This window comes from Coleofasciculus sp. (assembly GCF_046565525.1).
In the GTDB taxonomy this organism is placed as follows: domain Bacteria; phylum Cyanobacteriota; class Cyanobacteriia; order Cyanobacteriales; family Coleofasciculaceae; genus Coleofasciculus.
The window spans coordinates 18,070-28,977 of the sequence record NZ_JBKHUP010000093.1 but is presented as its reverse complement, the minus strand read 5'-3'; the positions used below and the strand labels follow the sequence as shown (position 1 = coordinate 28,977).

The 10,908-nt window shown below is 45.7% G+C and carries 12 protein-coding genes; 9 read left to right on the top strand and 3 right to left on the bottom strand.

Annotated features, from left to right (window positions below; all coding sequences use genetic code 11):
• The 9 genes from ACLGGO_RS27125 to ACLGGO_RS27085 form a co-directional block, all read left to right on the top strand.
• A partial coding sequence (locus ACLGGO_RS27125; protein ID WP_446421619.1) for a DUF7507 domain-containing protein occupies positions 1-1,432 on the top strand: 1,432 nt, incomplete at its 5' end.
• A gap of 269 nt (positions 1,433-1,701) precedes the next feature.
• Complete coding sequence (gene tkt, locus ACLGGO_RS27120) at positions 1,702-3,720, top strand: transketolase (protein ID WP_446421618.1); 2,019 nt, start codon at positions 1,702-1,704, stop codon at positions 3,718-3,720.
• Positions 3,721-4,094: 374 nt separating this feature from the next.
• Positions 4,095-4,388 (top strand): hypothetical protein, encoded by a 294-nt coding sequence (locus ACLGGO_RS27115; protein ID WP_446421617.1) that lies wholly within the window; start codon positions 4,095-4,097, stop codon positions 4,386-4,388.
• Positions 4,389-4,390: 2 nt separating this feature from the next.
• On the top strand, positions 4,391-4,741 hold the full coding sequence (locus tag ACLGGO_RS27110; protein WP_446421616.1) for a helix-turn-helix domain-containing protein: 351 nt from the start codon (positions 4,391-4,393) through the stop codon (positions 4,739-4,741).
• A gap of 11 nt (positions 4,742-4,752) precedes the next feature.
• Complete coding sequence (locus tag ACLGGO_RS27105; protein WP_446421615.1) at positions 4,753-5,619, top strand: ImmA/IrrE family metallo-endopeptidase; 867 nt, start codon at positions 4,753-4,755, stop codon at positions 5,617-5,619.
• Positions 5,612-6,397, top strand: a complete 786-nt coding sequence (locus ACLGGO_RS27100; protein ID WP_446421614.1) for a thymidylate synthase — start codon at positions 5,612-5,614, stop codon at positions 6,395-6,397. The genes ACLGGO_RS27105 and ACLGGO_RS27100 overlap by 8 nt, the downstream gene beginning before the upstream one ends.
• 22 nt (positions 6,398-6,419) lie before the next feature.
• Positions 6,420-7,586: a nucleotide kinase domain-containing protein gene (locus tag ACLGGO_RS27095; protein ID WP_446421613.1), complete on the top strand. Its 1,167-nt coding sequence runs from the start codon at positions 6,420-6,422 to the stop codon at positions 7,584-7,586.
• On the top strand, positions 7,586-8,476 hold the full coding sequence (locus ACLGGO_RS27090) for a nucleoside triphosphate pyrophosphohydrolase family protein (protein ID WP_446421612.1): 891 nt from the start codon (positions 7,586-7,588) through the stop codon (positions 8,474-8,476). Before ACLGGO_RS27095 ends, ACLGGO_RS27090 begins: the two co-directional genes overlap by 1 nt.
• 231 nt (positions 8,477-8,707) lie before the next feature.
• Positions 8,708-8,929, top strand: coding sequence for a hypothetical protein (locus ACLGGO_RS27085; protein ID WP_446338316.1), 222 nt, complete (start codon positions 8,708-8,710; stop codon positions 8,927-8,929).
• Between the two features lie 106 nt (positions 8,930-9,035).
• Here ACLGGO_RS27085 and ACLGGO_RS27080 read toward each other — a convergent pair whose 3' ends face one another.
• The 3 genes from ACLGGO_RS27080 to ACLGGO_RS27070 form a co-directional block, all read right to left on the bottom strand.
• Positions 9,036-9,257 carry a ferredoxin-thioredoxin reductase variable chain gene (locus ACLGGO_RS27080; protein WP_446338315.1) on the bottom strand — a complete coding sequence of 74 codons (222 nt, stop codon included), beginning with the start codon at positions 9,255-9,257 and terminating at the stop codon, positions 9,036-9,038.
• A gap of 184 nt (positions 9,258-9,441) precedes the next feature.
• Positions 9,442-10,524: a PIN domain-containing protein gene (locus ACLGGO_RS27075; protein ID WP_446421611.1), complete on the bottom strand. Its 1,083-nt coding sequence runs from the start codon at positions 10,522-10,524 to the stop codon at positions 9,442-9,444.
• A 208-nt stretch (positions 10,525-10,732) separates the two neighbouring features.
• Complete coding sequence (locus ACLGGO_RS27070) at positions 10,733-10,876, bottom strand: hypothetical protein (RefSeq protein ID WP_446421610.1); 144 nt, start codon at positions 10,874-10,876, stop codon at positions 10,733-10,735.
• Positions 10,877-10,908 lie beyond the last annotated feature (32 nt).

The following is a 10,908-nucleotide window of genomic DNA, read 5'->3' as shown; positions in this document are numbered from 1 at the left end:
CGACAGCATCTTAGATTTGGGTGAAACCTGGACTTACCAAGGCAATGGAACTGCTCAAGCTGGTGATTACAGCAACTTGGGAACAGTTACAGGAAATTACACCGATGATTTAGGGAACACGGAGAACGTTACGGATGATGACCCCAGTAACTACTTCGGTGCTGACCCCAGCATTGACGTAGAGAAATACGTCTCCGTTGATGGTGGTAACACCTTTGTTGATGCAGATAACCCAACCGGTCCTTTACTAACCGAAGGTAACGGTGATCCCATCTTCAAGTTCGTAGTCCAGAACACGGGTAATGTGGCTTTGACTGGAGTCACCCTATCCGATAGCGACTTTGCTCTGAATCTCGCACCCTTTGACCTCGCCGCCAATGATGGTGTTGCAGGCGGTGCTGACGAATTTGTGTACACCTTCAACGGCGCCACCTGGGAAGCCGGACCTCACACCAACACGGCTACTGTCAATGCTACCTACACCGATGATCTGGGTAACCAGGCTCCTCTAACCGACAGCGATGATGCCAACTACTACGGCGATGCTCTCCCAGAAATTAGTGTGATCAAGACGGCTAGCACGACAAGTATCCGCGAGGATGTGGGTGCTGATGTCACCTACACAGTAACCATCACCAATAACAGTGACCCCAATAGCGCTGACTACGACCCAGTCACAATTACGTCCCTACCAGACACGCTCTGGATAGACAATAACGGCGATGGTATTGAGCAAACCACTGAAGTACAAACCGTTGATCGGATTACTGATGCTTTAGCCGATTGGCAAGCTGCAGGGAATACAGGAGATATCGTTCTCGACCCTGGTGAAGCCTTCACCTTCGACTACACGACATCCTATGCACCCGGCGAATTGAATCCTTGGGAAGATCCCCACAATACCATCATCGCCAACGGTACGGATGATGAAGGCAATCAAGCCTCTGACGATGACATGGCTGTCGTTGATGTTTTCCAGAAGAATCAGCGCAGTATCGAGATTGATTCCCTCACCGGAATCCGCAATGGTGATATGCTTTCTGGGAACTTCCGCATAGTAAATGCCAGTGGTGATCCGGTTGATGTCAAGGTTGATTCCTTGAATATGGGTTACGAGGAACAAGTCGAAGGGAGCAAGGGTAATAAGAAGAGCTGGCTACCCACAGAATTGGGCTACAGTAACCAGTTCTGGATTGACAGCAATCCCAATGGTATACTCGACTCCAACGAAACGCTGCTTACCGACCGCGATCCGTCAACAGAGCTATTTGATACCTCAATTGTCTTCGGTTCCTCAGTCTATGTCGGCTACAAGTCCACCTTTGATGGTGCTGTCCCTGACCCAATTCGGGCGACCGCAGAAGCGACAATTGATGGACGTTTTGACCGATTTGGCGAGAAAGTTACATTCCATTACACCGAAGTGTTGTAATTTGTTCTAGGTTCTCAACCGAATAAATTATCCCAGTAGGGGCGCATGGCTATGCGCCCCTACATTTATACTTTGTAAACATATACAGAACAACTTGTCCTGCCCATTCAACTCAATCCTCAAATTTTAGTCCAGCTTATACCAGAGACTCTTGATCATCGATCCCCCTAATGGGATGATGAGAGTATCCTTGGGGAAAGAGTAACCTTTGCTTTACGGAAGTAATTTTGCGTTAAACCCTAGTTTCCTGGAGTCATTACATAACACCTATGGTCGTTGCAACCCAATCTGTCGAAGAACTTTGTATTAATTCCATCCGCTTTCTGGCGGTAGACGCCGTAGAGAAAGCAAATTCCGGTCATCCCGGATTGCCAATGGGCGCAGCACCGATGGCGTTTGTGCTGTGGGATCGCCTGATGCGGTACAACCCGAAAAATCCCTACTGGTTAAACCGCGATCGCTTTGTTTTGTCTGCGGGTCATGGCTGTATGTTACAGTATGCCTTGCTCTATCTAGCAGGTTACGATAGCGTCAGCCTCGATGATATCAAGCAGTTCCGCCAGTTGGACTCCAAAACTCCTGGTCACCCGGAAAACTTCATGACTGAAGGGGTGGAAGTTACCACCGGACCATTAGGACAAGGGATTGCCAATGGTGTCGGTTTAGCGATGGCAGAGGCACATTTAGCCGCCAAGTTTAATAAACCCGATTGCCAAATTATCGACCACTACACCTATGTCATCTTAGGTGATGGTTGCAATATGGAGGGTGTCTCAGGAGAAGCCTGTTCTCTGGCAGGACACTTAGGACTTGGCAAATTGATTGCCCTCTACGATGATAACCATATCTCCATTGACGGTTCCACCGACCTTGCCTTTACGGAAGATGTGGGCAAGCGCTTTGAAGCCTATGGTTGGCACGTCCAGCATGTTCCCGATGGTAACACCAACTTGGACGCGATTCATAAGGCAATTGAAGCAGCTAAAGCGGTAACCGATAAGCCTTCCTTAATTAAAGTCACCACAACCATTGGTTTCGGCTCTCCCAATAAAGCCAATACCCATGACGTACACGGTGCAGCCTTGGGTGCTGATGAAGTACAAGCCACTCGTGACCATATGGGTTGGAATCATCCCGCCTTCGAGGTACCCGAAGACGCCCTGAAGCATTTCCGCAAAGCAGTTGATCGCGGTGCCCAATATGAAGAAGAATGGAACAAACTCTTCACCCGTTATAAAGCCGAATACGGTGAGGAAGCCGCTTTATTAGAACGGATGGTCAGTGGTAAGCTGCCCGACGGTTGGGAGAAAGTCCTACCTTCCTATACACCTGAGGATAAGAAAGATGCCACTCGGAATCTATCTGGCACAATCCTCAACGTCATGGCTGGGGTATTACCGGAACTGATTGGCGGTTCGGCTGACTTAGCCCCTTCCAACAAAACCTTACTCAAATCCTCAAAGGATTTCCAAAAAGGTGCCTATGAAAACCGCAACCTCCGCTTTGGGGTTCGCGAACATGGCATGGGAGCAATTTGTAATGGGATTGCCCTGCATAAGTCTGGGTTGATTCCCTACGGTGCCACCTTCTTAGTCTTCACCGACTACATGCGGGGAGCGATTCGCCTGTCTGCCCTATCCCATGCCGGGGTAATCTGGGTCATGACCCATGACTCTGTAGCATTAGGAGAAGATGGTCCGACGCACCAACCAATTGAGCATATTCCCACCCTGCGAGCGATTCCCAACTTAATCGTGCTTCGTCCGGCGGATGGCAATGAAACCTCTGGTGCATACAAGATAGCCATTGAGAAGGCAAAACCTGCCAATGGAATGTCAACACCGAGTCTGTTAGCATTGTCCCGGCAAGGGCTACCTAACCTAGACGGAAGTTCGATTGATGCTGTCGCCCAAGGTGCTTACATCCTATCTGATAGCGATGGCACACCCGACATCATCTTAATTGGCACAGGTTCCGAAGTTCACATCTGTGTTGATGCGGCGGAAAAACTTCGGGGTGAAGGCAAGAAAGTCCGCGTGGTTTCGATGCCAAGCTGGGAACTGTTTGAGGAACAGGATGAAAGCTATCGGGAATCTGTACTACCGAAAGCCGTAACCAAGCGCCTAGCAGTGGAAGCGGGTTCTAGCTTTGGCTGGTGTCGCTATGTTGGCGCTGAAGGTGACACGATTAGTATTGATCGCTTTGGCGTATCGGCTCCCGGTGAGGTTGCTTTAGAGAAGTTTGGCTACACGGTAGATAATATCGTGGCTAAGGCTAAGGCGCTTTAAGGATAGTAATTTCGTAGGGGCACGGCAATGCCGTGCCCTAACAATCACAAAGGCTCTCTATTTCTTCTAGAGAGCCTTTTTAGGTGTGGGAGCTATAATACCAAGCCTGGTAATATAAGCTGTTCGGCATTTAAACCTTAATGTCAACAACTGCAAAATCGTTGTAATGCGAGCATCTTGCTCGCTACCCATTCCCAGTTTAAATGCGTGACAGCTTAGCTCCCTGGTACTTCAGTTTGTAAAGACAGACCCCGTAGGAAGGGTTTTGCTGAACCGCTAGAACGTCTCTACGATGTTTTTGCTTGTCAGAGGTAGGCAGTTCATCTTTAATTTGGTAAGATTATCTTACTAAGCGTAATAGACAAATCCTTATCATGAATCCAGAGGATGTAAAAGACCAGTTTATAGAAGTACTCACAGAGATTCAGACAGATAGTGGCTATGGAGAAACATCAATCTCAGGAAAAACCTGTCCCATGACTGACCTGGAAGGGTTTGATAGTCTGCTGTGTATTGAGGCGATTAATATGCTAGCTGGCAAGCTCAGCGTGGAGATTCCCAGTAACCAGATTCACAAAATAGGTCTCTCACAGGACGGCAAACAGTGGCTCACCATTGATGAGTCCGTTGATGTAGTCTGTAAGATTGTCAACACAGGAGAGACTTAGATATGAGTTATCAAGAACAGAAGAGGTCAATTATTGCAGCCCGCTTGCGTGAAGCTCGCAAGATGGCAGGACTTTCCCAAGCTCAAGTAGCTAAGATGCTTGGTCTTCATCGTCCTTCAATTACGGAAGCGGAAGCTGGAAATAGAAAGGTTTCTGCCGATGAGATCACGAAGCTGGCTGAAATTTATGACGTAAGTGTGTCATGGTTACTTGGGGAGGGTGCAGACAAGCTTGATATCCATGACGACAAGATTCAGCTTGCCGCTAGAGAACTCCGAAAGCTTAAGCCAGATGACCTTGATCGACTTTTAACAATACTTGCCTCAATGCGTAGAGGGGGAGAAGTACTTTGAGGAATCAGACTTTGAGAAATCAGAGAAAGGTGTTGGCACAACAAGCCCAGCAAAAAGCCATCGATGTGCGGAGGAATGCAGGTTTTGACAATAAAAGCCCACTCTGCATTTACGGCTTGTGCGATAAGCTCAATGTGAGGGTCAAGTTTGTTGACATCAGCATGGAGGGTATCTATCTCCGAGAAGCAGAGCCGATAATCTTGCTTTCTGCATTACGCCCTCTCCCCAGACGCATCTTTACCTGCGCTCACGAACTCGGTCATCACGTCTTTGGACATGGTTCAACTATCGATGAACTGATAGAAGAATCACAAAGCTCTACGGCTTTTCAACCAGAGGAGTTTTTAGTTAACTTATTTGCTGGATTCTTGCTTATGCCCGTTTTAGGCGTGCGGAAAGCATTTGTTTCGCGAGGGTGGGATGCTGCTTCGGCAACGCCAGAGCAGATTTTTACAGTTGCTTGTAGTTTTGGTGTTGGGTATGAAACTCTGATTACTCACATGGCTTATACCCTAAAGATGATCGCTCCCCCAAGAGCTAGTTTGCTTCTCAAAACCAAACCCAAGGCTATTCGTGAAAAGGTGCTTGGGCATCCATCTACTGACCCGTTGATTATCGCCGACGCACACTGGTCAATGCCAACGATTGATGCTGAAGTTGGAAGTCTCCTTTTGCTTCAAATTGGTGCAGAAGCCGCAAATGACACTATCACCTTTGAAGAAAATCACCCGAAAGGACGCCTGTTCAAAGCTAACCGTCCTGGCATTGTGCGGGTTTATTGCCGCGATACAGGATGGGCTGTCTTTGTTCGTATCTCGCGCTATCAATTTATCGGTCTAAGTCAATATCGACATCTTGAGGAGGTGGAAGATGAGTAACAGTTTACCTCGCCTTTTCAAGCAAACAAACCTGTCCCATGCCTGGGCAGAAGCCTTTTTGCACATTATTGATAATCCAGGCAAGGAAATTTCCCCTCTTGTGGTGAGCATCACAGATTTTAATGATGGCATTCCAAATGAGGATACAGATATTCGACAGTCGCTCGATACTTGTCTGATTGCCAATGGTGAGCAAAAAATCCACACGGTTGCTAATACAATTTTTCCTCATTCTCTCTGGAGACGTTCTAAATACCAACGAAAAGGGTTATTTGAGAGATATCTCAGCATTCTTTGCAGCATCAAAGCTACAGAACCTCATAAAAACAGGCGTGGTCTTTACTTTGAGAGACTTATTGCTTTTGGATCGGGTCCCTGTAATGGAAATCAACTTGAATACATTATTTCCGAGTACCAGGCACGTCCAGGAGTTAGGAGGACAATGTTTCAGGCGTCAATTTTTGACCCAGGAAGAGACCATGTTCGTAGTGCTCAGCTTCCTTTTCCATGTCTGCAACACGTCAGCTTTGTTCCACAGGGAGAAACGCTTACGATGAACGCTTTTTATGCGACCCAACAGATATTCAATAAAGCCTATGGTAATTACTTAGGACTTTGCAGACTAGGAACCTTTATTGCTCACGAAATGGGGCTAACGTTTAACCGAATGAATTGCTTTGTTGGTGTAGCAAAACTGGATAACATTACCAAGACTTCAGATACTCTCGCTCCAGTCAAGGAGGCTTGTCAAAAAGCACTGTCTTCAAAGACAGACTAACCAGCAACGGACGGAACATAGTATGGCAGCCAAACAACCAACGCGGGGACAATTGAAAAGCGATCGCCAAAACAAACCTATTGATGAACAACTAAGTCTTGACTTAGGTAACTATGGTAAACCCAAAATAAATGACAGTATAGATATTGCTGCATACTCCCACATTCTGCCTGCAAAACCCACCGTGGTTTTTGATACCTACTGGCGTTTCGCCGCAGAAAGACAGAATATTTTTTTCAAAAAGTTGGTGGGAAAACCAATGCCTTGGACTAACGATCCAATCCTTTCTACCTTCAAATTCACAAATGCCTACCGAGCATCAGATCGCACCAGCCAGTACCTGATCCGTCATGTTATCTACCGCGACGATCTCCCTCCAACTCCAGAGGAAGTATTTTTCAGAATCATTCTGTTTAAAATTTTCAATAAGATTGAAACATGGCAACTTTTAGAAAATAAGCTTGGCAATATTATCTACGCAGACTATTCTTTTAAACGCTATGACAAAATTCTTACCGAAGCCATAGAAAACAGTCAACGCATCTATTCAGCAGCTTACATCATGCCGTCAGGAGGAAAAATACTGGGGCATACCAGAAAGCACCGTAACCATCTCAAGTTGATTGAGCGGATGATGGCTGATGAACTGCCAAAGAAACTCACAGATGCAGCAAATATGCACAGAGGATTTGACCTCTTGCGTGAATATCCTACTATCGGTGACTTTCTGGCATACCAGTTTATAACAGATGTCAATTACAGCGAAATTACGAATTTCGATGAAATGAGTTTCGTAGTTCCTGGTCCGGGTGCGCTTGATGGTATTCGGAAATGTTTTGCAGATCTGGGTGGTCTAAATGAGCCAGAAATAATCAAGTTCATGGCGGACATTCAAGAATCTGAGTTCGAGCGATTAGGTCTTGATTTTCAGTACCTCTTTGGACGACAATTACAGTTAATTGATTGCCAAAATCTATTTTGCGAGGTTGATAAATATTCACGGATTAGGCATCCGGAAATTTCCGGAATATCAGGTCGAACTCGTATAAAGCAAAAGTATTTAGCTCGTAGAGAACCAATTGATTACTGGTATCCGCCCAAGTGGGGAATCAACAAGGTTATAAGAGAATCCAGAATAACCAAAGCTACTACCCAATCTAAGTCAGATAGAATTGCAAGGAGTGAATAATGGAGTTTCGCAAGTATCAAGAACAAGCGCTGAAGAGCGATCAGATTCCTAGCAATAGTGGAAATGGAATAATCGTACCCCTGCTTGGTTTGGTCGGTGAAGCAGGTACAATTCTCACTGAATACAAGAAATATCTCCGTGACGGAGATGCTCACAAACTATTCAAAGAGAGTGTTTCAGAAGAATTGGGGGATTTACTTTGGTATGTTGCCAACGTAGCAAGCAAGTTTGATCTTGATTTAGGGGAAATTGCAGAAGGCAATCTAAAAAAGTGTCTTGACCGTTGGGGATGGAGAGATTCAGAACAGATAGGTGTTAAAACTATAGGGCATATATTTGACAGTGATTTTCCAGAACACGAACGTTTGCCACGGCGGTTTGCGGTAGAGATTACTGAGGAGAGCAAAGATAACTCAGTGAGAACGAAAGCATTGGTCAACGGAAAACAGATTGGAAATAACCTCACCGATAACTCCTATGCAAATGATGGTTACCGCTTTCACGATGTTTTCCACCTCACCTATGCTGGGGTTTTAGGTTGGTCTCCGGTTACTCGTCAACTACTTGGATGTAAACGTAAAAGCAATCCTAAAGTTGATGAGGTTGAAGACGGTGGTCGTGCTAAGGCAATTGAAGAGGGTATATCAGCACTTATTTTCAGCTATGCCAAGGATCATAATTTCTTGGAAGGCGTTTCAGCACTTGATTACCAACTTCTCAAGACTGTTAAAAATATGACTTCTCACCTAGAAATTGATCAATGTTCGCTCGGTGATTGGGAAAAAGCCATTCTTAGGGGCTACGCAGTATGGCGTCAAGTAGAGAAAAATCGAGGAGGAATGGTTGTTGTTGATCTCGATATACGTTCGATAGCTTATAAGCCAAAGTGACAGCTTGACTCGTAAAAGAATGTTTAAATTTTAGGATTTATCACTCACGATTTGAAGCAACAGCGTTCTTTATCCTGTGACAATTACCGCTTAGCCAAAAAGACATTACATCATCAGAAAAGACAGTGAGCGATCGCGGCTTGGACGCTCAGCCGGATATAGAGTACCCTAAACTAAACGCCGTGGGCGATTTGACTTGTGCAAAACCCAACCCAATACCCCCTAATCCCCATGTCAGAGGAATTCCGCCAAATTGTCCCCACTCCTCCACCTGCTGCGGATATTTTTGCCACCTACCAACTCACCTACGAGTTCCACCGAGAAACCCAGTATCGCCAAGAATTCCAGTCCTACTGCCAATGGTATCGCCAAACCGCCAAACGCCACCAACAAGAACTCCAAAAAATGCAAGGCGACATCAACCTGTTTAGGTGGTTCTGTCGCCGTCGCTAATGATTCAAATGAATAATAATACGCCGTTAACCGTCAACAAAAAAGCTGACTAGGATAGGTATTTTCACCGAGCAACTGACTGATTTTGTTGAGAAGAACTGAACATTCATACCACTTCTAACTCATCTTCCCGGAAGTGACCGCGAAACTTTTTATCAAATTTGACCTGAATCGGTAAGTTAGCGCTCACTGGTCGCCCTTGCCATTCCGTAACGATAGCAATGACTTCGCCTTCCGTACCCTTGATATCAAACGGCTCATTGCGGTGGGCAGGATTGTGGTAAACAATAACAGATGTCTTAACTCGAACGCGATCGCCAACTTTCATAAAAAGCTCGTTTTCTCTTAAACAGCCTACATCTTGCCAGAAATTTCTCTGACAATCCTAAACCATTCTTACACAGCAGTGTTCCTTCCTAGAGATTAGTTAGACAACTGATCAAAAACGATGCTGATTTTCCAGCACCGTTTCCAGAAGTATAAGCCACCTCAACCGCAGCCGATTCATGGCTTCACGCCGCCACAGAAGCTTGAGGACGAGCAAAAATCATCCGTCCGGCAGAAGTCTGTAAAGCAGAGGTCACCACAACCCGCATTTCAGCGCCGAGGTGGTTACGTCCTTCTTCTACAACCACCATCGTGCCATCATCTAGGTAACCCACGCCTTGAGAGGGTTCTTTCCCCTCCTTGAGGATTTTCAGTTCCAGACTATCACCCGGTAGATAAATCGGACGCATCGCGTGAGCCAAGTCATTGACATTGAGTACGGGGACCTTTTGCAAATTAGCCACTTTACTCAAATTGTAGTCATTGGTCAAAAGCGTGCCATTAATGTCCTGAGTAAACCGCACCAATTTGGCATCCACCGTCTGAATATCCTCATAATAATCAGCCGGGTGAATAATCAGGCGTTCCGGATAAGCCGTTTGCATTGCCTTGAGAATATCCAAACCGCGTCGTCCCCGAATCCGCTTTTGATCATTCGCTGCATCAGCGAGCTGCTGCAACTCTTGCAACACAAACTGGGGGATCAGGATTTGACCCTCGACAAACCCTGTATTCAACAGTTCCTCAATGCGACCATCAATAATACAGCTTGTGTCCAGTACCTTACTCGCTGCCGCTTTGAGCGTCCCTTCTGCCACCAATATCGTGTCCAAGCTGTTCGGATTAATCAGTCGCAAAAAAGTCCGACCGTGGGTATCTGCCAAACTGATTCCCAGAAAGGCAAACATCACACTGCCCAAAATTGCCGCTAGGGGCTTGATAAAGGCAAACTCAGAGGGAAAAGGCAGTAAGAAAATCGGTGCTAGCATTAAATTCGCTAACAGCAGCCCCAATACCAAACCGACTGCCCGGGTTAAAATTACCTCAATTGGCAGTTGGCGCACCTGCTTTTCCAAACGACGATAGGTCACCTGCACGGTTAACCCAACCGCAAAACCGATAATGGCGGTAAAACTGGCTAAAATCCAGCGCAGCGCTTCCAGATTCGTGATCTGTTCCTGCACGGAGGGCGGCAGCAATTCAACAGTGTCGAACCCTACACCGGCTCCTCCTAGGATGAATAAAAGAATAATGACAAAATCAAGCATGGTTCCAATCCAAGTGGTTTATCTGACAAATCTTCCAATACTATTCGAGATTTATAATCATAGAGGTTAATCTCATTTATTATATCTTTCACTTCATTTTGTTTTCCTATGCCTATCGGCTTAGCTCAAATCTTCAGTTTTTCGTATATTCGTATAAGAGAATACTGTTCTCGGCAGGCGGCAAAATCAAGGTGAACGGTCAGGAGCGTCATTTTTCATTGGCAAGAATTTGAGACAAATTTACATAACGTAATAAAGTTGAGTTTATTTCTACCCACCTACTTAGCCCTGCTTTAGTTGATGGCTCAAGACTTGTTCTAAAACTATCTTGAAATAACAATTCATTTGTCATACTCGCTCATCAAGAAGCAGGCTACGTCTTAT

Bases quoted from the DNA above. Each gene is read 5' to 3' on its own strand.
- tkt (WP_446421618.1), top strand. From the start codon at position 1,702: ATGGTCGTTGCAACCCAATCTGTCGAAGAACTTTGTATTAATTCCATC.
- ACLGGO_RS27115 (WP_446421617.1), top strand. From the start codon at position 4,095: ATGAATCCAGAGGATGTAAAAGACCAGTTTATAGAAGTACTCACAGAG.
- ACLGGO_RS27110 (WP_446421616.1), top strand. From the start codon at position 4,391: ATGAGTTATCAAGAACAGAAGAGGTCAATTATTGCAGCCCGCTTGCGT.
- ACLGGO_RS27100 (WP_446421614.1), top strand. From the start codon at position 5,612: ATGAGTAACAGTTTACCTCGCCTTTTCAAGCAAACAAACCTGTCCCAT.
- ACLGGO_RS27095 (WP_446421613.1), top strand. From the start codon at position 6,420: ATGGCAGCCAAACAACCAACGCGGGGACAATTGAAAAGCGATCGCCAA.
- ACLGGO_RS27090 (WP_446421612.1), top strand. From the start codon at position 7,586: ATGGAGTTTCGCAAGTATCAAGAACAAGCGCTGAAGAGCGATCAGATT.
- ACLGGO_RS27085 (WP_446338316.1), top strand. From the start codon at position 8,708: ATGTCAGAGGAATTCCGCCAAATTGTCCCCACTCCTCCACCTGCTGCG.
- ACLGGO_RS27080 (WP_446338315.1), bottom strand. From the start codon at position 9,257: ATGAAAGTTGGCGATCGCGTTCGAGTTAAGACATCTGTTATTGTTTAC.
- ACLGGO_RS27075 (WP_446421611.1), bottom strand. From the start codon at position 10,524: ATGCTTGATTTTGTCATTATTCTTTTATTCATCCTAGGAGGAGCCGGT.
- ACLGGO_RS27070 (WP_446421610.1), bottom strand. From the start codon at position 10,876: ATGACAAATGAATTGTTATTTCAAGATAGTTTTAGAACAAGTCTTGAG.